The organism is Salimicrobium halophilum, assembly GCF_900100295.1.
Classification (GTDB): domain Bacteria; phylum Bacillota; class Bacilli; order Bacillales; family Halobacillaceae; genus Salimicrobium; species Salimicrobium halophilum.
The window spans coordinates 194,706-216,475 of sequence record NZ_FNEV01000005.1; the positions used below are offsets into that span (position 1 = coordinate 194,706).

At 47.4% G+C, this 21,770-nt stretch carries 19 protein-coding genes and 2 riboswitches; of the genes, 17 read left to right on the forward strand and 2 right to left on the reverse strand.

Features of this window, described 5'->3' with window-relative positions:
* The first annotated feature begins 110 nt into the window (after positions 1 to 110).
* From BLQ44_RS09810 to BLQ44_RS09820, 3 genes are read left to right on the forward strand one after another with little or no spacing between them, the layout of a single operon-like run.
* The gene (locus BLQ44_RS09810) at positions 111 to 839 is read left to right on the forward strand and encodes an alpha/beta hydrolase (protein ID WP_093193713.1); all 729 of its coding nucleotides are present in this window, start codon (positions 111 to 113) and stop codon (positions 837 to 839) included.
* A 17-nt stretch (positions 840 to 856) separates the two neighbouring features.
* A complete protein-coding gene (locus BLQ44_RS09815; protein WP_093193714.1) occupies positions 857 to 1,372 on the forward strand; it encodes a YjcG family protein in 516 nt (171 codons plus the stop codon).
* Positions 1,373 to 1,374: 2 nt separating this feature from the next.
* The gene (locus BLQ44_RS09820) at positions 1,375 to 1,800 is read left to right on the forward strand and encodes a GNAT family N-acetyltransferase (protein ID WP_176757497.1); all 426 of its coding nucleotides are present in this window, start codon (positions 1,375 to 1,377) and stop codon (positions 1,798 to 1,800) included.
* A gap of 518 nt (positions 1,801 to 2,318) precedes the next feature.
* On the opposite strand, the gene BLQ44_RS09825 is transcribed toward BLQ44_RS09820, so the two are convergent.
* A complete protein-coding gene (locus BLQ44_RS09825) occupies positions 2,319 to 3,788 on the reverse strand; it encodes an MDR family MFS transporter (protein WP_093193716.1) in 1,470 nt (489 codons plus the stop codon).
* 324 nt (positions 3,789 to 4,112) lie between these two features.
* Between BLQ44_RS09825 and BLQ44_RS09830 the strand changes: the two genes are divergently transcribed.
* The 4 genes from BLQ44_RS09830 to BLQ44_RS09845 all read left to right on the forward strand — a co-directional run bounded on the left by BLQ44_RS09830 (position 4,113) and on the right by BLQ44_RS09845 (position 9,055).
* Positions 4,113 to 5,099 (forward strand): helix-turn-helix transcriptional regulator, encoded by a 987-nt coding sequence (locus BLQ44_RS09830; RefSeq protein WP_093193717.1) that lies wholly within the window; start codon positions 4,113 to 4,115, stop codon positions 5,097 to 5,099.
* 81 nt (positions 5,100 to 5,180) lie between these two features.
* Complete coding sequence (locus BLQ44_RS09835; protein WP_093193718.1) at positions 5,181 to 6,485, forward strand: MBL fold metallo-hydrolase; 1,305 nt, start codon at positions 5,181 to 5,183, stop codon at positions 6,483 to 6,485.
* Positions 6,486 to 6,638: 153 nt separating this feature from the next.
* Positions 6,639 to 6,816: riboswitch (Lysine riboswitch) on the forward strand.
* A 113-nt stretch (positions 6,817 to 6,929) separates the two neighbouring features.
* A complete protein-coding gene (gene dapA, locus BLQ44_RS09840; protein WP_093193719.1) occupies positions 6,930 to 7,823 on the forward strand; it encodes a 4-hydroxy-tetrahydrodipicolinate synthase in 894 nt (297 codons plus the stop codon).
* 128 nt (positions 7,824 to 7,951) lie between these two features.
* Positions 7,952 to 9,055, forward strand: a complete 1,104-nt coding sequence (locus BLQ44_RS09845) for an N-acetylmuramoyl-L-alanine amidase (protein ID WP_093193720.1) — start codon at positions 7,952 to 7,954, stop codon at positions 9,053 to 9,055.
* A 406-nt stretch (positions 9,056 to 9,461) separates the two neighbouring features.
* Here the strand turns inward: BLQ44_RS09845 and BLQ44_RS09850 are convergent, their stop codons facing one another.
* Positions 9,462 to 11,498: a catalase gene (locus BLQ44_RS09850; protein WP_093193721.1), complete on the reverse strand. Its 2,037-nt coding sequence runs from the start codon at positions 11,496 to 11,498 to the stop codon at positions 9,462 to 9,464.
* Between the two features lie 185 nt (positions 11,499 to 11,683).
* On the opposite strand from BLQ44_RS09850, the gene BLQ44_RS09855 reads away from it, so the two are divergent.
* The 10 genes from BLQ44_RS09855 to cobA all read left to right on the forward strand — a co-directional run bounded on the left by BLQ44_RS09855 (position 11,684) and on the right by cobA (position 21,770).
* Positions 11,684 to 12,391 carry an ABC transporter ATP-binding protein gene (locus tag BLQ44_RS09855; RefSeq protein ID WP_093193722.1) on the forward strand — a complete coding sequence of 236 codons (708 nt, stop codon included), beginning with the start codon at positions 11,684 to 11,686 and terminating at the stop codon, positions 12,389 to 12,391.
* Positions 12,388 to 13,401 carry an ABC transporter permease gene (locus tag BLQ44_RS09860; protein ID WP_093193723.1) on the forward strand — a complete coding sequence of 338 codons (1,014 nt, stop codon included), beginning with the start codon at positions 12,388 to 12,390 and terminating at the stop codon, positions 13,399 to 13,401. Before BLQ44_RS09855 ends, BLQ44_RS09860 begins: the two co-directional genes overlap by 4 nt.
* A gap of 136 nt (positions 13,402 to 13,537) precedes the next feature.
* Positions 13,538 to 14,383, forward strand: coding sequence for an ABC transporter ATP-binding protein (locus BLQ44_RS09865; protein WP_093193724.1), 846 nt, complete (start codon positions 13,538 to 13,540; stop codon positions 14,381 to 14,383).
* Positions 14,334 to 15,284: an iron-hydroxamate ABC transporter substrate-binding protein gene (locus BLQ44_RS09870; protein ID WP_093193725.1), complete on the forward strand. Its 951-nt coding sequence runs from the start codon at positions 14,334 to 14,336 to the stop codon at positions 15,282 to 15,284. The genes BLQ44_RS09865 and BLQ44_RS09870 overlap by 50 nt, the downstream gene beginning before the upstream one ends.
* A gap of 89 nt (positions 15,285 to 15,373) precedes the next feature.
* Positions 15,374 to 16,357 carry a FecCD family ABC transporter permease gene (locus BLQ44_RS09875; RefSeq protein ID WP_093193726.1) on the forward strand — a complete coding sequence of 328 codons (984 nt, stop codon included), beginning with the start codon at positions 15,374 to 15,376 and terminating at the stop codon, positions 16,355 to 16,357.
* On the forward strand, positions 16,354 to 17,361 hold the full coding sequence (locus BLQ44_RS09880) for a FecCD family ABC transporter permease (protein WP_093193727.1): 1,008 nt from the start codon (positions 16,354 to 16,356) through the stop codon (positions 17,359 to 17,361). The genes BLQ44_RS09875 and BLQ44_RS09880 overlap by 4 nt, the downstream gene beginning before the upstream one ends.
* A 313-nt stretch (positions 17,362 to 17,674) precedes the next feature.
* A complete protein-coding gene (gene menA, locus BLQ44_RS09885; protein WP_093193728.1) occupies positions 17,675 to 18,598 on the forward strand; it encodes a 1,4-dihydroxy-2-naphthoate octaprenyltransferase in 924 nt (307 codons plus the stop codon).
* 18 nt (positions 18,599 to 18,616) lie between these two features.
* Positions 18,617 to 19,945: a polysaccharide deacetylase family protein gene (locus BLQ44_RS09890; protein ID WP_093193729.1), complete on the forward strand. Its 1,329-nt coding sequence runs from the start codon at positions 18,617 to 18,619 to the stop codon at positions 19,943 to 19,945.
* 158 nt (positions 19,946 to 20,103) lie between these two features.
* A riboswitch (SAM riboswitch) is annotated at positions 20,104 to 20,193 on the forward strand.
* 73 nt (positions 20,194 to 20,266) lie between these two features.
* Entirely contained in the window at positions 20,267 to 20,986 is a 720-nt protein-coding gene (locus BLQ44_RS09895; RefSeq protein ID WP_093193730.1) for a phosphoadenylyl-sulfate reductase, read from the forward strand.
* Between the two features lie 16 nt (positions 20,987 to 21,002).
* Positions 21,003 to 21,770 (forward strand): uroporphyrinogen-III C-methyltransferase, encoded by a 768-nt coding sequence (gene cobA, locus BLQ44_RS09900; RefSeq protein WP_093193731.1) that lies wholly within the window; start codon positions 21,003 to 21,005, stop codon positions 21,768 to 21,770.

The following is a 21,770-nucleotide window of genomic DNA, read 5'->3' on the forward strand; positions in this document are numbered from 1 at the left end:
TTGAATAACAATACCCTTATTTAATATGGTAAAATGATAAGGGGTAAGTTTATTCGGCGATGCAGCAGGGAAATCATTATCAGCCAACTTCATAGACTAGGGGTGTTGATGTGAAAAGAAAAGGAACATTCGAAGAACATATAATATCAAGCGACTATCTGAAAGAAGATATGAAACTCAGAGTATACTTACCAGAGAATTTTTCTGAATTATATAAATACCAGTTCTGTATCATGCAGGACGGAGAAGATTATTTCCAGATGGGACGGGCTGCAACGCTGAGTGATGAGTTGCATGAATCGAAAGAAATCGATCCTACGATTTTCGTCGGGATTCATTATGAAGACAAATTCGACCGTCAGGATAAGTACCATCCGGAAGGGGAGAGACAGCAGAACTACATCGATTTTATCGTCAACGAGGTCACACCTTTCCTGGATGATACGTATCCGAGTCATTGCATGGCGAGTTGCCGGACTCTTATAGGTGATTCACTTGCCGGATCACTTGCGTTTATGATTGCCTGTCGTTATCCATACACCTTCTCGAACTGTATTATGCAAAGTCCATTCGTGAACGACACAGTAATGGAAGATGCGAAAAAAGCCAGTGATTTCACTCCGCTTTCCATCTATCATACGATCGGGGATAAAGAAACGGAAGTGACTACCACAGAAGGCATCGTGAAGGATTTCTTGAACCCGAATCGTGAATTGAACAAGTATTTGGAGAAGAAACCGTTCGATTACACGTTCCATGAAATCGAAGGAGGAGACCATACGTGGGGCTCCTGGCAGAAGGATTTCAAAAGGGGACTTCTAACTATATTAGGAAAATAAACTAGGAGGGATAGAGAATGAAATACGGAATTGCCATTTTTCCATCTAAAAAAGTGCAGGATGAAGCGAACTCGTACAGAAAGCGTTATGACCCGCATTATGCGTTGGTGCCACCACACATAACACTGAAGTATCCATTCGAATCGGATGATGAAGAGATTGAAAAGTCGATCATCCCGGCTCTGGATGAGATTGCTAAAAATCATAAACCCATCGATATCGAAGTGAAGAAAGTCGGTTCGTTCAAGCCGGTGGAGAATGTCATTTACCTTAAGATCGAGCCGAATGATTACCTTGAAGCTCTCAGTGATGAAATGCATAAAGGTGCGATGGAAGGGGAGCGGGAACATACCTTCGTGCCCCATATAACGATTGCTCAGAAGCTGTCGGATGATGAATTCTCTGACGTGTATGAAAGTCTGCGTATGTCGAAATTCGACCTTACAGATCGCATTGATCGTTTTCAATTGCTGTATCAGCTCGAGAACGAATCGTGGAGCGTATATGAAACGTTCCGTCTGAAAGGGGAATAATGTTGGATATAAAGGTCGTAGAGACAGAACAAGAGAAGAAAGACGCATATAGCGTACGTCGGGATGTATTCATAGAAGAACAGGGAGTGACGGAAGAAGAGGAGCATGATGGGCTAGATGAAGTCGCAGTCCATTTCGTAGGGTACGAAGAGGGTAAGCCGGTGGCGGCATCACGCTTGCGGCTCATGGACTCATACGGGAAGCTCGAGAGGATCTGTGTAATGAAAGATCATCGAGGTCGTTCTTTTGGCAAAGAAATCATCCTGGAGATGGAAGAGTACGTAGCGAAACAGGGGCGCGACACATCCAAATTGAACGCCCAGACCAGGGCGGAAGGATTCTATCAGAGTCTCGGCTACCATACTACTTCCGGAGAATTTATGGACGCCAACATCCCGCATGTCGCTATGGAAAAAAGTTTTAAATAAAGAAAAGCGGAATCACCCTGTTTAGAAACCTTAGTCATAAGCAGAACCGTCAGACAAAGGTGCTCTTTCCTTTTTCTGATCGGTTCTGCTTATGGCTCCGGTTTCTGGGTGATATAGCTAGATCGAAAGAAAAGCGGAAACACCTTGCTCAGCCCTTCTCGCATAAGTGAAAATCAGCCTAAAGAAGCGCTTTTCTTCTTTATGGATGGTTTTCGCTTATGTCGCTAAGGGCTAGGTGTCACAGCTAGACAAGAAAAGCGGAGCCATCCCGCTTAGAATCTGACATATGGAAAACCCGGCCGAAGTTGCCGGGTTTTTTGTTTTGGAAAATATTCCTGCGTAAAACGAAGCAGTGGATGCAGGTATCCGATGTTATTTTGTCCGTTAATCGAAAAAGTGTTTCATATTTTAAGATATGAAACACTTTTTCCACAAGATTAAGGACTTGACTGTATGCTCTCATAAAAGTGCAGGATAACAGGCGAAAGTTCTTCCAAAGAAAAAAGCAGCAAGCGGAATTAACCGTTTGCTGCTTTTTGCCGTTCTTTCTCCACTTTTCGTTCCTCTGCTTCACGTTCCCATTCGTCCCATTGTTCATCGGACGGGGGACTTGTCCGTTTTATGAACAGTGCCATGATGACAGAAGCTGCAGAAAGCGCAGCTATTACCATGAAGGCGAAGTTTACACCGAAAATGTCCGGACGGTCCGTGAAGGCCAACGAGTCGGCTGTCTGTCGGGCTGTCGTCATGAGGGTAACGAGAACGGCCGTACCGACAGAGGCTGCGATCTGTCTCATCGTATTGCTGACAGCGGCTCCGTGCGGAATCAATTTATTCGGAAGTTCATTGAGTCCGGATGTCGTCACCGGCATCATGACCATAGAGAACCCGAACATACGGATGGCGTAAACAGCCATCAGATAAACGATGGAAGTTCCGGTGTCCAGAATACCGAGAAGAATCGTTCCGATAGTCATTATGGTAAGACCGGTCACACCAAGAATCCTTCCGCCTATCCGGTCGAAAATCCGTCCGGTGATGGGAGACATGAGCCCGGAGATAAGAGCCCCCGGTAGAAGGACAAGACCGGATTCGAACGCAGAAAAATCACGCATATTCTGCATATAAAGCGGAATCAATGTTTCTGACCCGATCAGTCCCATAAAGGTGAAAGCGGCGATGATCGTCGTAAGCGAGAACGTCTTAAGTTTGAATACACGGAACTCGAGCATCGGATGTTCCATGGAAAGCTGTCTTCTGATAAAAGCGAACAGGATAAGAGCACCTGCTGCAAGTGCTATCAACGTAATCGGGTCTCCCCACCCGTTGTTTCCTGCACTGGTGAAGCCGTATAAAAGGCCACCAAAACCGAAAGTGGACAGTAACACGGAGGGGAAATCGAGTTTCGGGTCTTTCAATTCCGTCACATTTCTCAAAATGAAAAATGCTACCACCATCATGATAACGATGAGCGGAAGAATGAAATAGAACAGGTAGCGCCATGCGAATTCCTCCGTGATCCACCCGGAAAGGGAAGGACCGATAGCCGGCGCGAATGAAATCACAAGACCGATATACCCCATGGCTGTCCCTCTTTTTTCAACGGGAAAGATAAGAAGGAATACGGTCTGCATCAATGGAAGCATGATACCGGCTCCCGCTGATTGAATGACTCGGGCGGCGATCAGACTTTGGAAGTTGAAAGCGACCGCTCCCAGCAGCGTACCAACCAGGAAGGTCCCCATTGCAGCCATGAACAGTTGCCGTGTCGTGAATTTCTCTATCAAAAAGGCGGTGATTGGAATCATGATTCCGTTCACCAGCATAAATACCGTCGTCAGCCATTGGGCGGAGTTGGCTGAGACGTTCATCTCTTCCATAATAGGAGGGATGGCCGTGATCATCAGTGTCTGATTAAGAATCGTAATGAATGATCCTGAAATTAAAAGAGCTGCGACCAGGACTTTGCTATAGTTTTGTTCCGCCATGAAATAACCTCCTTTTCCGTTCATAAACTAATGAACCATTATACGCTTCCCTCCAAAAAGTGACAACGAATTTGCAACCGCTCATAGAAAACTAACGTTCAAGAAAATGTAATAAAAGACTAACAGGAACATCAAGATAATTTTCACAGACAGTGCGTGGGGGAATATTAGCGACAATCCCCCGTTAGATATGCAAAAAATTGCTTTCCTGAACGCGCAGTTATTTTTTTTACCGGTTAAATATAGACACAAAAGTGCTAAATATTTACTATGAATTTAAGATATATATATAAGGTACATTTGACAGCGGTCGGGGGTGAGCATTTGGAATTAAATAACAACACAAGACTACTATTGCTGCAGCGTATTCTTTTCGAAGAAACGGACGAAAATAACGAATTAAGTATCGCAGAACTGAGTCAAAAGTTACAGGAACATTTTAATGTAGATAAAGAATTCGATGCGAGAACCCTTAAAAGCGATATGAGTGTGCTGGAAGAGATCGGTTATGAAATTATGAAGAACCGCGGAAAATTCGGGAAAGTATACTACAGTTTCCAGGATCGCCTTTTCGAAACGTATCAGCTGCGCCTTTTGAATGATGCGATACTTTCCGCAAGATTCATCAACGAAGACGAGAAGAAAAGCCTAATTAAAAAACTGGGCAAACTTACGAGCGTTCATATTGCAGCTACCCTCCCTGATCCACTCATTTTTTCACAGATGACGGCGAACGATTATGATCAGGTGAAGATCAACATAGACCATGTCCACCGGGGCATTTCTGAACAGCGCATCCTTTGTTTCAAATACGGGAAATATAATATGGAGAAAAATTTCGAGTACCATAGGAACGGGAATGAGTATCAGGTTGAGCCCTATGCACTTATCTGGCAGAATGATTTCTACTATCTGATCGGATGGTTCAGAAAAACAGGAGAGATGCGCCATTACCGGCTGGATCGTATCCGTGACATCAGAATATCGGATGAGCATTTCTCAAAAGGGGATTTCAATGTACAGAACTATGTGAATCAAAGCTTTCACATGTTCTCGGGAGAAAATATGCGTGTGGAAATCGAATTCCACCAGTCCCTCTTGAACGTTGTGCTCGACCGGTTCGGACTTGAAGCGTCTGTAAAGAAGTTGGACGAAGAACATTTCCTGCTATCGACAGAAGGGAAAATGAGTACCGGTCTTGTGACATGGGTGCTTCAATGGGGGCATAAGGCTCGTGTCGTGTCGCCTCGGACCCTCAAGCAGGAAGTCGAAGAAGAAATTGAAATGATGAAACGTCTATATGAAGAATAGAGAAGCCGCTCCCTAATAAAAGAGCGGCTTTTTGTATAGGGAAAAAGAGAGAGCGGATACTAAGAACAGGGAGGAATAGAAATGCGGATAAAAATCATTATGATGCTGACATTTTTATGGTTCATCGCTGCTCCTGTTCACTTAAGCGCAGAGGTGACGCCGGATAAACAGTGGACGATTGAATTCAACGTAGATATAGACCCGGATTCCGTTGAAGGGAATGTCTTCGTCAGAGAAGAAGGTTCAGATGCTAAGCTCGATCAGATCGTGTCCGTCGAGGATCGTCTTGTCACAGTAGAAGCGCCAGAAGAAGGATACGCGCCAGGAGAGACGTATACGCTGTATATCGAAGGGGTGGAATCCTCTGAAGGTGTAGAGATGGAAGGAACGGTGACCGAGTCTTTCAAAGTCAGAAGTGTTACTCCTTTAGAAGTGCACGCCATCGACGTAGGTCAGGGAGACTCGATTTTCATTGAATATCCGAACGGGAAAACGATGTTGATCGATGGAGGAGAACCGTCTGCCGGAGAGGAGATCGTTCAATATTTGAAAAGAGCCGGAATCACGACCATCGATCAGGTCATTGCCACTCATCCTGATTTTGACCATATCGGTGGTCTTATTCCGGTTCTTGAGACCTTCGACGTCAATAGAGTGATCGACAGTGGCCAGACTCACACGACGGATACCTATGAGGACTATATATCGGTCATTGAAGAGAAGAATATTCCTATCGTTTCACCGGAAGAAGGTGCATTTTTGGAAATGCATCCGGTTGTGAAGACGCAAGTTCTCAACAAAGAAGATCCTTCTGCGGAAAATAATGCAGGCTCCCTCGTCTTTAAGTTGTCTTATGGAGAAATGGATGTGCTGCTTACGGGAGATGCAGGCGAGGAAGAAGAGAAAGAGATGGTGGAAGAATTCGATGTTGAGGCCGAGATATTGAAAGTCGGACATCACGGTTCGACTTCATCAACGACAGAAGCCTTCATAGAGGAAGTGGATCCGGAGGCGGGAATTCTATCTTACGGGGAAGATAATCCATACGGTCATCCGGCTGATTCCGTGCTGGATACGTTGGAAGGTACAGATTTGTACTCCACCGCCGCTCAGGGAGATATCCTTTTCACTATTACGGAAGAGGATTATAAGGTGAACCTCGAACCATGGGACCAGGAAGAAGAGGCCCGAACAGAAGCGATCAACGTTAATGAAGCCGGATACGAAGCGCTTCAGAAAATCCCGGGCGTCGGAGAAGTCATCGCAGGAAACATCATCGATTACCGGAACGACCGCGGAGGATTCGAGACGAAAGCGGAACTCGACGAAGTTGCTTACATAGGACAAGCGACTCTCGAACAAATGCTGGACTATATTGTGCTTTGAAGAGGACAATGATAAAGCAAATGGAAGCACTTCACTCCGATTCTGCAGAAGAGTCCCATACGTGAATTTTTTTAAGGAAACATTGTAATATATGATGAAATTTGATATGTTAGAGGTAATTAAAAACTATATCTTATTTCAAATGATGTTTGAAGTAAGGGTAGAGGTGCAATAACCATAAGTAGGTGCAAGGAGAAGCATGAGCTTCCTCGAATTGTGTCGAAAGGGGAAATTGCCGAAGTGGAAGGACCTCATGATCCGGACACTGGTTCTGGTATTTAAAAGATACAGAACTGTCATATAGGAGACTATATGGAGGGCTATCTTACGGAGGAACGATGATACATGTTCTAACGGCAACAGCGGCTCTCGATGCTCGTTGTTGCCTTTTGTTTTGGTCCTCCACACCTCACTTAAAAATTTTGGAAAAGGGTGTGTAGCAAAATGAACTTTGGACAAGTACTTACGGCGATGGTAACACCGTTTGACAATCAGGAGGACATTGATTATAACCGTACGAGGAATCTAGTGGAGCATTTGATCGCTCACGGATCGGACGGTCTCGTTATTGCAGGGACAACTGGAGAATCGCCGACACTTACAGCAGAGGAAAAGATCGAATTGTCTCGCTTCGTTGTAGAAGTCGTCGATGGACGTGTGCCTGTTATTGCTGGTAGTGGATCGAACAATACGAAAGCATCCATAGAATTGACGAAGCAGATAGAACAGGCAGGGGTGGACGGAATCATGCTTGTCGCTCCATACTACAGCAAACCGTCCCAGGAAGGACTGTACCAGCACTTCTCGAAAGTGGCGCAAGCGACATCCCTTCCCGTCATGTTGTATAACATTCCGGGGCGAAGTGTAGTGAATATCGAACCGGAAACGACGATCAGACTTGCGGAAATCGATAATATCGTTTCTATTAAAGAAGCGAGTGGCGATCTGGACGCTGCGACGAAGATCATCACAGGAACTCCTAAGGATTTCTCTGTTTATACAGGAGAAGACAGTCTCACATTGCCGATGCTTTCCATCGGCGGAGCCGGAGTCGTTTCCGTATCTTCTCACATCATTGGAGATGAAATGAAAGATATGGTAGCGAGCTACAAGCGTGGAGACGTAACGACAGCTGCGAATCTGCACGGTTATATTGTTCCGATGATGAAGCGTATGTTCGAACAGCCGAGCCCGACACCTGTAAAAGAAGCACTCAACTACATCGGCGTTCCCGTCGGAAGCGTACGTTTGCCGATGATTCCGCTGAACGAGTCAGAGAGGGCCTCCCTCTACAACATGGTGTCTATTTATCAACAGAAAAAGGTAGCAAGCATTTGAGCCTTAAGTCATAGCCTCCCTGAAAGCAGGGAGGCTTTTTTTATGTATAAATATTAATACCAGGTCTTAACTTGGGACATTCGCTTGATGTTCGTTTTATAGAAAAACTGGTACAATAAACATACCGGGTGGTAGGACCCGGAGGAAAAGGAGGGGTAATTATCGGTAAACAGGTAAGTAGTGTCATCATTACAATTCTTTTTATTCTGAGTGGTGCTTCCATTGTCTCCGCGCACGAAGGCGAAGAGAAAAAAGTGGACGCATCTTCCCTTCTTTTGAGAGAGGCCCCGGATGAAGAGGCTTCGGTACTGGGCGCTATTCCTGGGGGAGAGACAGTAACAGTGAGGGAAGAGAAGTACGGCTGGGCGAACGTTGATTATAATGGTACGCATGGATGGGTCGCCGGCTACTACCTCGTATCGACTTCTGCTTCTGAAACCTCGTCGGCTTCACCACCTTCCGCTTCCATCAACGTCCAGGGTGATTCTGTACGGTTGCGAGGCGGTCCTGGTACGAGCTACCGGATTCTCGGGGTTACGAACCGGGGCGATACGTTTCAAGTACTGGAGAAGGAAAATGGATGGGTGAAAGTCCGTAGAGGTGATGGAAGTGCGGCATGGATTGCCGGCTGGCTGACGAGTGCCGGGGGATCTGCTGTATCGGAATCTGCCGGAAGATCTGCTTCAAGCAGTGCAAGTAGCCTCCAGAATGCCACAATCATTGTCGATGCCGGTCACGGAGGATATGAACCGGGAGCCATCGGCCGGGACGGAAGCCTGGAAAAAGATCTTACGCTTTCCACGTCCCAAACTATTGCAAGCGCTCTCCGTTACGCAGGAGCGGATGTAGTAATGACAAGGACATCAGACCGCTACCTTTCATTGGCTGCAAGAGCCGCTACCGGAAACTCTCACGGAGCAGATGCTTTTGTGAGCGTGCACTACAATTCCAGTAAGCATGAAAACGCACGCGGGATCAGCACTTACTATTATGGCTCTCCATCACTCGCTTCACCGATTCAGAGCCGTCTGGTCGAGCGAACATCTTATCAGGACGATGGGACAAGGCACGGAGATTTTCATGTGTTACGGGAAAACGGCGTACCCGCTGTACTGCTTGAGCTCGGCTACGTATCGAATGCCTACGAACTCGTACAGGCGAAAACCCGTAATCATAGGGAACAGGTCGCGCAAGCTGTGACCGAAGGATTAAGAAATTACTTCGCCGACTGACAACTAGACTTAATACATAAGAAGAAAAGCGGAGAAGCCCCGTTTAGAAATCTCAGCTATAAGTAGAACCGTCAGACAAAAAGTGCCATTTCTTTTTTTTCTGATCTGTTCTACTTATAGCTCGGGGTTTCTGGGCTTCACAGCTAGACAAGAAAAGCGGAGAAGAACGCTTAGAAGCTCAAATATAAGCAGACAGCTCTGGCTTCGAGCGTCTTTTCTCGAAACAGAGATGGCTAGATATCAGTCACTTTCTTGGTAGATCTGATAAGAGATCGTTGCATTCTCCTTTTTTTGCGATGTTTTCCCTGAATCTCCACATGAAAACTATCGGATAGATTAAAGAATGTGCCGTCTCCAATCACAGAAAAACCCCCGTTCCTCAATAGGAGCGGGGGTTACGTCTTTATTACGCCATTTCACGGTCGAAGAAACGGTGAGCGGCAACAGCTTTGATGAAGTCTTCTCCAAACGATTCGAGATCGTCCGAGGTGATAACACCTGGCTGGTTCGTCATCTCTTCTTCTTCGAGCCAAGCCTTCCCGTCATGCGTAGCACCGATCGGTTTGAAGTGCATATAGGCTTCTTTCGTGAAGTATTTAGCTTTGTCCTTGTAAGCTTTATCAAGGTTAGGACCGCCTACCACATAAACGGCATCGAACAGTACAGAGTCTCCGGTAAGGAAGGTATGATCCGCTTCTACCGTATCTCCGTTGTCTGCTTTGATTTTACCAAGCTTCGTACTGAATATCTCCGCATCTGCACCTGCTTTATCGATCCCATCGAGAACACCCTGAACTTCTTTTCCGTTGAACCCTTCTGCAAGAAGTACGGCAACTTTGCGTGTCTCAGGAGTTTCGATAGTATCAGCCATACTGAGGGCAGGGGAAGATTTCGTAATATTTTCCGCCTGATCCTGAGGCGCCGCAAGGCCAAGATTATCTGCTACATAAGATGCAAGGTCGATACTGATATTAGACAACATATCAACGACTTGTTCGCGGACGGATGTCTGCTGACATTTGCCCAGTTCGAAGCTGATAGCGTCTTTGATATGTCCTTTTTCGTGATCGCTCATGCTGTTCCAGAACAGGATGGCCTGGGAGAAATGGTCTTTGAAACTTTCGCTGCGTTTTCTGACCTTGTTCCCATCGACTTTCTCCTGATAATGTTCGAATCCGCCTTCTTCCGGCGGAACTGTACGAGGGTGGTTATCCGCCAGAGAGTTATTGTGGTAGCTGGATTGACCACGGTTTATCGTCATCCGGTGCATGCCATCGCGCTGGTTGTTGAAGAATGGGCATACAGGACGGTTGATCGGAATCTCGTGGAAGTTCGGTCCACCGAGACGGGTAAGTTGCGTATCTGTATAGGAGAATAGACGTCCCTGCAACAATGGATCGTTAGAGAAGTCGATGCCTGGAACGACATGACCCGGATGGAAAGCAACCTGCTCGTTTTCCGCGAATACGTTGTCCACGTTACGGTTCAGCGTCATTTTTCCGACGATTTTCACTGGTACTTCTTCTTCCGGCCATACTTTCGTAGGGTCGAGGATATCAAAGTCGAAGGAATGCTCATCTTCTTCCTTGATAATCTGGAATCCTAATTCGTATTCCACATAATCACCGTTTTCGATCGCTTCATACAAATCGGCACGGTGGAAGTCCGGATTCTTTCCGTTCACTTTCTGTGCTTCGTCCCATACGAGAGAGTGTACGCCCAATTTCGGCTTCCAGTGGAATTTCACGAAGTGTGCTTTCCCTTCTTTATTTACAAGACGGAATGTGTGCACACCGAATCCTTCCATCATGCGGAGGCTTCGTGGGATGGCACGCGGACTCATCGCCCACATAATCATATGTGCGGATTCCTGGTTGTTGGCAATGAAGTCCCAGAATGTATCGTGAGCACTTGCTGCCTGAGGCATACCGTTGTGCGGTTCAGGCTTTACAGCGTGCACGAGGTCCGGGAATTTGATTGCGTCCTGAATGAAAAAGACAGGTATGTTATTTCCTACTAAGTCAAAGTTTCCTTCATCTGTGTAAAATTTAGTTGCAAATCCACGGACATCACGTGCGAGGTCTGCAGAGCCTTTGGAGCCTGCTACCGTAGAGAAACGTGTGAATACGGGTGTTTTCTTGCTTGTATCCGTCAAGAAGTCGGCACTCGTATATTCTTCGAGAGACTCATACAGTTCGAATTCTCCGTGTGCAGAAAAACCTCTTGCGTGTACAGCACGCTCGGGAATACGCTCATGGTCGAAGTGAGTAATCTTTTCTCTGAAGTGAAAATCCTCCATCAGGGTCGGGCCGCGCTCGCCGGCTTTCAGAGAAAATTCGTCCTCCGAGAGCTTTGTCCCGTGGTTCGTCGTCATATCTTTATCGCGATCATCGGCTGTGAAGCGTTCTAACTGCTCTTGTTTCTTGCTTTGTTTATCGCTCACTTGCATCCTCCTTTAAAACTGAGTCTTAGAAAATGTACCCATAATATGACAAAGTAAAACACATTTTTTATAGAGATTATGAGATTATAAAAATTATAATCTGTGTCTGCGGGTTACTTTTTACCTCTTCCGTGTATAAGAAACGGAAGAAAGAGGGAATACAAAAACCAAAAGGGGGAGAAGCGATGATAGAGTTGAGTCGAGTGACCCATACATTCGGTAAGAAAACAGTGATCGAAGACGTCGACTTGTCGGTGCGGAAGGGGGAAGTGTTCGGACTTCTCGGACCCTCGGGATCCGGTAAGACAACGCTAGTCCGGATCATGACCGGCATGATTGAACCTTCCGAGGGCACCGTGTGGCTACGGGAACAGCAGATGCCGAAACGCGTTCTCATGAAGCGGTTCGGCTACATGGCTCAGGAACATGCTCTGTATCAGGAGCTGACCGCGAAAGAGAATCTCGACTTTTTCGCTTCCTTTTATCTGCGAAAGAAGAAGAAAGAGCGGATTGATTATTGCCTTCAGTTGACGAAGCTGACGGAAGATAAGGACCGTATCGTTTCCACTTTTTCCGGGGGGATGAAGCGGCGGTTATCGCTTGCAATCGCTCTCGTCCACGATCCGGAGATTCTGATCCTTGATGAACCGACGGTCGGGCTCGATCCCGTGCTTCGTCATGAAATATGGGAAGAATTTCACCGATTGAAAAACGAGGGGACGACGATTTTCGTTACGACTCATGTCATGGATGAAGCGGAGAAGTGCGATCGCCTGGCGATGCTGAGAGATGGCCGGATGATTGCTTCGGGAAGTCCCTCGGAGTGGAAAGAAGAGCTTCACGTGGAAAGTATTGAAGATGTATTTCTTCATTACGGGAGGCGGAAAGTATGAATGCAGGGATTGTAGCGAGACGGATATTCCGGCAGTTTCTTAGGGATAAGCGCAGCGTGGCACTCATGATTCTTGCTCCTATTCTCGTGCTCACGTTACTGTGGCTCGTACTCGATACAGATGAACGTGCCGTGGAAATTGCAGTCATCGAGGCGCCGGAGTCCGTTTATGAACGTCTTGCATCCGGTGGCATGGAAGTAAGAGCCCTGCCAGAGTCCGAAGCTCAGGAGGCTCTGAATGAAGCGGAGATCGATGCTCTTCTGCGCTGGGATGAAAATAGGCCGTTACTTATGCTTGAAGGCTCGGATCCCACCAATCATAGTGCGATCAGGACCGCTATCCAGCAGGCGATGGGAGTGAATTTGCGTGATGTCGTCAACGTGCAGTATTGGCACGGGTCGGAGGATATGAATATCTTCCATTATACGGGACCGGTACTCGTCGGTTTTTTCATTTTTTTCTTCGTCTTTATCGTCGGAGGAGTTTCGTTTCTCCGGGAACGTACCGGTGGGACTCTCGAACGTGTACTTACGACGCCGATCCACAGATATGAACTCGTGGGAGGATATCTGCTCGGTTTTGGAATATTTACGGTTATTCAATCACTCATCATCGTTTTGTTTTCCATTTATCTATTGGATATGTATATGGCCGGAAGCTTGTGGCGGGTGATTTTCATTACAGTACTTCTCGCATTGACGGCTCTTAGCTTGGGAACACTTCTGTCCGCTTATGCAAAGAATGAATTCCAGATGTTCCAGTTCATTCCGCTTGTCATTGTACCGCAAGTATTTTTCTCAGGCCTGTTTCCGATCGAAGGTCTTGCAGGATGGATCCAGGCCATCGGAAAATTCATGCCTCTTACCTACGGGGCAGAAGCACTCCGCGGCATTATGCTTAGAAACGAGCACCTCGGCGAATTACAGTGGCAGGTATTTATGCTGCTGGCTTTCTTTGTCCTGTTCACCCTCTTGAATGTAAAAGTTCTGAAACGTTATCGAAGACTTTGACACCGGGACCCCGGTGTCTTTTTTTTGTGAACATTAAGCGACAATCCCTAGCTGGTTTATTGACTTTTCTATAGTAAAACGGTATCATTATCGGTGATAATCATTCTCATTGTTAGACAGAAAGGAGTGCCTGGCTGTGGGCCACATGCACATCGATCACTTGGACGTTGGATACAATGATAAAAAAATCATTGAAAATATGAACGTGGACATTCCGAGCGGCAAAATCACGACCATCATAGGCGCGAACGGGTGCGGGAAGTCGACGCTTCTGAAGACGCTCGCGCGAATCCTTCCGAAACAGGGAGGCACTGTAACGCTCGATGGGAAAAATATCAGCAAATACCCGACCCGGGAGTTGGCGAAGAAAATGGCCATCTTGCCACAGGCTCCGGACGGGGCGCCGGGTCTTACGGTAGGAGAGCTTGTTTCGTATGGGCGCTTTCCTCATCAAAAGGGTTTCGGTAAATTATCGAAGAAGGACCATGACATGATTGATTGGGCCCTGGAGATGACGGGAGTGCTTTCCTTCAAATACGATGCGATCGATGCCCTCTCCGGTGGTCAGCGTCAGCGAGTGTGGATTGCGATGGCGCTTGCCCAGGAGACGGAGACGATTCTTCTCGATGAGCCTACGACGTATCTCGACATGGCGCACCAGCTTGAGGTGCTTGAACTTCTCGAACGTCTGAACCGCGAAGAGGGACGCACGATCGTGATGGTGCTGCATGATATCAACCAGGCAGCGAGATTCGCTGATAATATCATTGCGTTGAAAGACGGAGAAGTTATCAAGTCCGGGAACGCCCACTTCGTCATCCAGTCCGAAACACTTCGTGAAGTGTTCAATATCGAAGCCGATGTCGTGCCGGAACCACGCACAGGCAAACCGATCTGTTTTACGTATAACTTGTCAAAGGGAGAGAAAAGCGATGAAAAAATGGATAACCCTGTTCCTCTTGGTAGCGCTCGTCGCGCTTAGCGCCTGTGGAACGGACGAAAGTAATGGATCAGCATCAGAAGGTGGAGAGGGAGAAGGGGAATCTTCTTCTGAATCTTCCGAAATGAGAACTTATGAAACAGAGAACGGGGAAGAAATCGAAGTTCCTGCCAATCCCGAACGTATCGTTGTTCTTTCCTCTTATGCAGGAAACGTACTTAAGCTTGACGGGAATCTTGTAGGAGTCGATTCCTGGTCCAAGATGAACCCGAACTTCGAAAGTGAACTCGAAGGCGTAGAAGAAGTGACGGCTGATAACTTGGAGAAGATCATTGAACTCGATCCGGACCTCATCGTAGGACTTGCGAGTACAGAAAATGTGGATCAGCTGAAAGAGATAGCTCCGACAGTCACTTATACTTATGGGCAGCTAGGTTACCTGGAGCAGCACGTGGAAATCGGAAAGCTTCTCGGTAAAGAAGAGGAAGCTCAGCAGTGGGTCGACGATTTCAAAGCCGACGCACAGGAAACAGGGGAGAAGATCAAAGAGAAAATCGGTGAAGATGCTACCGTTACCGTAATCGAGAACTTCGAGAAAGAACTTTACGTTTTCGGTGATAACTGGGCCCGCGGGACAGAAATCCTTTATCAGGAAATGGGTCTGAATATGCCTGAGAAGGTGAAAGAGATGGCGCTTGAGCCCGGGTTCTATGCGATTTCTCCGGAAGTTCTCCCGGAATATGCAGGAGACTACATCGTCTTCAGTAAAAATTCGGATACGGACACCTCTTTCGAACAGACAGAAACGTATCAGTCGATTCCTGCTGTAGAGAATGGAAATGTATTTGAAGCGGATGCGAAGAAATTCTACTTCAACGACGCGATTTCCCTTGAATACCAGCTGGAGTTCTTCAAAGAGAAGTTCCTCGGGGAAAGTGAATAAATATCAAGGGGACAGATGGCCGAAGGAGGTCATCTGTCCATTGACGTTTCACGCTTGACCAGAAAATACATAAGAAAAGTTGGGCTTTTATGCGTATTGTAATGTGGATCATCAGTATAGTAGTGCTCGTCGCTTCTTTCGCGATAGCTATGACTTTCGGAGCCGCTGATTCAGGGGTGAAAGAAGCATGGCAGGCGATAGCAGGGGAGAACCTTGAAGGGACAGCACTCATTTTAAGAGAAATCCGTTTGCCTCGTGAAGTCGCAGCGATGCTGGTAGGAGCGGCATTGTCGGTAGCCGGGGCAATTATGCAGGGGCTTACGAGGAACCCGCTTGCGGATCCGGGACTTCTTGGCCTGACAGCAGGAGCGAATGCGGCTCTTGCTTTCACCTATGCCTTTCTCCCGGATGCGAACTACTTCATGATCACTATCGGTTCCTTCATCGGAGCTGGTGTCGGCATGGCGCTTGTATTCGGGGTAGGGGCGATGAATCGCGGAGGGTTCTCCCCGTTCCGGATTGTCCTTGCCGGTGCTGCCATCTCCGCTTTTTTGTTCGGAATAGCTGAAGGGGTCAGTTTGATTTTTAAAATCTCTAAAGATGTATCGATGTGGACCGCCGGAGGTCTCTCCGGAACAAGTTGGGGACAGGTACAGTTGCTTGCGCCCCTTGTTCTAGTCGGTATTTCCATATCTATGTTTTTTGCGAAGCATTTGACGATCATGAGCTTGAACGAGGAGCTTGCCATCGGTCTCGGCCAAAAAGTGAACCGCGTGAAATGGGCGCTATTTGTCATTATCGTGCTTTTAGCCGGTGCTGCGGTTGCACTTGTCGGAAATATGGCATTCCTCGGTCTGATGATTCCGCATATCGTCCGGCCGCTGGTCGGGTATGATTACCGGAATGTACTACCGGCTTCTGCAGTAGTCGGGGCGAGCTTCATGCTGATTGCCGATACACTTGCGAGAACGGTGAATGCCCCATATGAAACACCGGTGGCCGCCATCGTCTCCTTTATCGGACTGCCCTTCTTCTTATTCATCGTACAGAGAAAGGGGCAGAGTTTCTCATGATCCATCCGTCGGTACTTAAAAAATTCAAAATTTACCTCGTTACGTTGACGCTGTTGATTATAGCTACAGCGATAGTAGCTATGGCTCTCGGGTACTCGTCTGTCGCTTTCTCGAGACTCCCGGCTGTATTCATGGGAGAGGGAACCTTCAAAGAGAATTTCGTGTTCTTCCAGGTCCGTCTGCCGCGGATCATTGTGACAGTACTTGCGGGTATGGCCCTGGCGCTCTCCGGTGCGATTTTGCAGTCGCTGTCGCGGAATGACTTGGCCGATCCCGGAATTATAGGAATCAATGCAGGGGCAGGAGCGGCAGTGGCCGTATTTTTCCTGTTCGCGCCGCTCGAGCCAGGCAGTTTCATCTACCTGCTTCCGGTCGTTGCTTTTCTGGGCGCGCTCGTTACGTCTCTTCTGATTTACCTGTTCTCGTTCGATAAACGGGCAGGTTTCCAGCCGATCCGTCTCATTCTTGTAGGTGTCGGTTTTTCTATGGCACTCTCGGGATTAATGATCATCCTCATTTCGTCTGCGGAACGGGAAAAGGTGAACTTCATTTCCCAGTGGCTCGCCGGAGATATATGGGGAGCGGACTGGCCGTTTATTCTGGCTCTGTTACCGTGGCTAGTCGTTTTGATTCCACTTACTTTCTTCAAAGCGAACCGGATGAATATCCTGAATCTCTCGGAACCGGTCAGCATCGAGCTCGGCCTTCCGCTTGGACGCGAGCGGTTCACGATGCTGATGGTCGCAGTGGCCCTTGCCGCTTCTGCCGTTTCCGTAACAGGCGGCATTTCGTTTATAGGTCTGATGGCGCCACATTTGGCGAAAACGATCATCGGTCCAAGGACGCAGCTTTACATGCCGCTCACGCTTCTCCTCGGAGGTTGGCTGCTTCTGGTAGCGGACACGATCGGACGGAACGTACTCGAACCGGATGGATTGCCGGCGGGTGTGATGACAGCGCTGATCGGAGCTCCGTACTTCATTTATCTTTTGACAAAGAAATAGTTCATGACTATCCCGTATCGTTCTGATGCGGGATTTCTTTGTAGAGTTGTAGTGGAAAAGTTATGAGATGATTTCGGAGGTTGAGTCGGTGAAAACGTCTCATAACTTTTTGGATGAGACAGTTCTTAGGCTACTCCCCTAAGAAAATAGGCTATAAAAGTAGATATCCCTCATTATTTCATCCTTTGCAAAAAATAATGAACCATAGTGCACAGCCTTCGATAGAATCTTCTTTGCTTTCTTTACAATTTTCTACAATTGGTGTTTTTTCTCCCTGTAAAAAAGGTAAAGAGAGAGAAAGGAGGCGGTATCGATGGCAGGGTCAGGTGTCCGGGTAAAAGGAGAAGCCGCTTATCGTTACAAAAGTTCATGGTTCCAGCTTTCGCGCCCGATGACATGGTGTGGAACGATCAGTCCGATTTTGGCGGGCAGTGTTCTGGCTGCAGGCACAGGTTCCTTCCGATTCGATCTCATGGCGATTCTTCTGGTTTCTGCTATTCTTATTCAGATAAGCGCCAACATGCTGAATGATTACTTCGATTTCAAAGGAGGCCAGGATCAGGATCGGTGGGAAGAAGCCCTTGATAATCAGGACAGTCGCCCCCTCCACCATCAGATTCCGATAGTAGCTGTCACTCTCCTTACGATCGCCGTGCTTCTCGGAGGCTGGCTGGCGATTGTCGTAGGGTGGTGGATCACGTGGATCGGTACAGCTGGCATCGTGGCAGGTGTGTGCTATTCAGCAGGTAAGAAGTCTCTCGCCTCTCTCGGTCTCGGTGAAGCGACGGCTTTTCTTTTTCTAGGTATGGTAGCAACGCTTCTCGGTTTCAGCGTCCAGACAGCCACGGTCAGTTTCCCGGCGGTCGGCGTCGCTTTGTTATACGGATTGTTGATCAGCCTGATGATTTTGACGAACAATTTGAGGGATATCGACAAAGATGAGGAGTTCCGAAAAACGATGGCGATCCGGATTGGAAGAACGCATGCCCGAACCGTTCTTTCTATGCTGGTAGCCCTGCCTTATGCGGGTCTTCTCTTACTTATGGTGACGGGAGCCATTACACCGTTCGCTGTTCTTGCTGTTCTTGCTTTGCCCTTCTCCAGCCAACTACCCCGTGCCTTCGGAAAATCGGGAACGAAAGAAACCGAGCAGCTTGCAATGAAGGCGGCCGCCAGGCATCACTGGGTGTTCGGAGGACTGCTTGTTCTCGGATTGTGGACAGGGAATTTTTTATAAGAGAGAAGGGAGACGATCATGATCAGACTGAAAGCAATGCTTGCATCCCTTCTTTTTCTCTTCGTTTTAGGGTTGGCTGGTACAGCGTGGTGGTGGATGCAACCTTCAGAAGAGACGGTGATCAGGAAGGAGACGACGACTGCATCTTCCGTGTATCCAGGCGTTTCCATCCGGACACTCACCGAAGAAGACGATACGTATCGCAGTTCCATCCAGGTTCCGGTCTTACCGGATGAACAGATGAATGAAAAGATTGAAGCATACATAACGAAAAAGGAAGCAGCTTTTCATGAGAAGCGGAAAAGCCAGCCTCTCAAGTTCCTCCTCGAACGTCCGGCTGCGTTTTCAGTTTCCTTTGATATCCATTCTGTCGGGCGAGCCGTGCACTCCCTCGTTCTCAATGTCGACAGTTTCACAGGGATCAGAGAACCCCGAGAGAAAAACGCACTTATCATCGATTTGAACACCGGGAAAAAAGTGATTCCCTCGGCACTGTTCCAAGAGGGAGAATTCGAAAAGGTCAAGAAACTACTTAAAGCAGATACGGAGAGAGAGGAAGATTTTTTTCAGAAAGTATTTCTGACGGAGAAGGAGGTCGTCATGATTCGTGAAGATGGAGGAGAAGTTTCTGTTCCTTTCTATGAAGTGAAGGATCTTTTAAAAGAGGAGTGGCAGCCGATTCTTCATACGGAGAAACCAGAGCCTAAGGAGTCTATATCGAAAGATGAAAGTGAGAATAAGCGGGTAGTTACTCCGGAAGCCATGAAAAAGAATCCGGAGGGGAGACAAGTAGCGCTTACATTCGATGACGGCCCTCATCCTGAATACACGCCTGAAATTCTTGAATTACTCGACGAATATAATCAGACAGCGACGTTTTTCCTGCTTGGCAGCAGAGTTGATTTCTATCCTGAACTCGTTGGTGACATCGCCGAGAGTGATCATGAAATCGGTAACCATACGTGGAATCATAAAGATTTGACTACGTTGACTGAAGAGGAGATCAGAAAAGAGATTACGGACACCGGACAAGCCATAGAAACTATTACAGGGGAGGCGCCCACCTACTTCCGCCCGCCTTATGGAGCGGAGAATACGAAGGTGCGCCGGGCAGCAGGTCTTCCATCGATTCTATGGACGCTGGATACGAAGGATTGGAAACTTTCCTCTTCGGAAGCCATAGCCACCAGAGTTCAAAAAAAGATAGAGGACGGCTCCGTAATCCTTTGGCATGATATCCAGAAGGCGACCCCGGAAGCATTGGAGAAAGTACTGATTTATCTTGAGGAGGAGGAATTCGAGACGGTGCCTGTTTCAGAAATGTATGAGGTTAAGGCAAATGAATAGAAACGTGAGAAGATGCATGGAAAGCAAGTTCGCTTTCATGCATCTTTTTTTTGGTTAAAATTTTCAAAAAATAGGTTGTGTGGTAAGAAGGATCGTGTTATCGTAATTAAAACATAGTAAATAGGTAAGTTTTATCAACATTATGTGTTTTAGTGCATATCTTATCGAGAGAGGTGGAGGGACTTGGCCCGACGAAGCTTCGGCAGCGGCTCATGAAGAGACTGTGCCAATTCCAGGAAAGATAAGAGAGTAGGATGAATTCTAAGCCTCTCTTCTTACTCGGAAGAGAGGTTTTCTTATATCCATAGAAAGGAGTCGGCTATGACTTATACGACCGTTTCATATGAAAATTTCACCGGTGATCCTTTCAGCAGTTTATCTGTTGATGACGATACGAAAGGAGCCCTTGAGGTTCTGAAGTGGGCTTATGAAGCCTATGATTCTATTACGTATGCCTGTAGTTTCGGAGCAGAAGGAATTGTGCTCATCGATTTGATTTCACAAGTGAAAAAGGATGCGAAAATCGTGTTTCTGGATACCGGAATCCATTTCCAGGAAACCTATGATCTTATCGAAAAGGTGAAGAGAAACTACCCATCCCTTGATATAGAAATGAAAAAGCCGTCCCTGACGCTGGAAGAACAGGCGGAGGAACATGGGTCAGCCCTTTGGAAACGAAATCCGGACCAATGTTGCTTTATCCGTAAGATCAAACCTCTGGAGGATGCTCTCGATGGTGTGGGAGCCTGGGTTTCCGGATTAAGGCGAGAGCAGTCGCTTAGCCGCAGCAATACGGATTTTGTAAATAAAGATGAACGGTTCAAATCGATAAAAGTGTGTCCGCTTATCTACTGGACCTGGGAAGATGTCTGGTCTTATATCCGACTAAATAAATTGGATTACAATGAATTGCATGACGAAGGCTACCCGAGCATCGGCTGCATTCCCTGTACCTTCAAAGCTGAAAGCGGAGGAAGGGATGGTCGTTGGAAAGGGATGGAAAAAACAGAGTGTGGCCTCCATACAAGAGGTCAATCGTGACGAGGGGGAAGAAAAAATGAGTAAAGTGTACATCGTCGGGGCAGGACCAGGAGATGCGGACCTTATCACTGTCAAAGGACTGAAAGCAATACGCCAGGCGGACGTCGTTCTGTACGATCGCCTCGTGAATCAGGAGTTGTTGGAAGAAGCAGGAGAATCCGCCCGTCTTGTATATTGTGGGAAAAGTCCGGATCATCATTCCCTGACCCAGGAAGAAATCAATGTGCTGCTTACTGATTTGGCTGCGCAAGGGCTTACGGTCACCAGGCTGAAAGGCGGCGATCCGTTCGTATTTGGGCGCGGTGGTGAAGAAGCGGAAGTGCTCGCTGCACGTGACATCCCCTTCGAAATTGTACCAGGCATCACTGCAGGTATTGCAGCCCCGGCTTACGCGGGAATCCCGGTTACTCACAGAGAACACAGTTCTTCGGTCGCTTTCATTTCAGGTGTAAGCAAACTCGGGATGGAGGATGAAGTTTACTGGGAGCATGTTGTGAAAAGTATGGATACTCTTTGTATTTACATGGGGGTACGGAAATTGCCGGATATATGTGAAAGGCTGACCCGTCATGGGAGAGAAGGGACGACACCAATCGCTCTTGTGGGTTGGGGAACGACTGAATGGCAGAAGACAGTTACAGGAGACATCGACTCCATCGTAGAGAAAGCCGAACATGTTGAAAATCCGGCGATGATCATCGTCGGTGAGGTGGTCCGCTGCAGAGATTCCATTCAGTGGTTCGAGAAGCTTTCCGAAGCGAGAGAAGTGGAGGTAACCGGATAG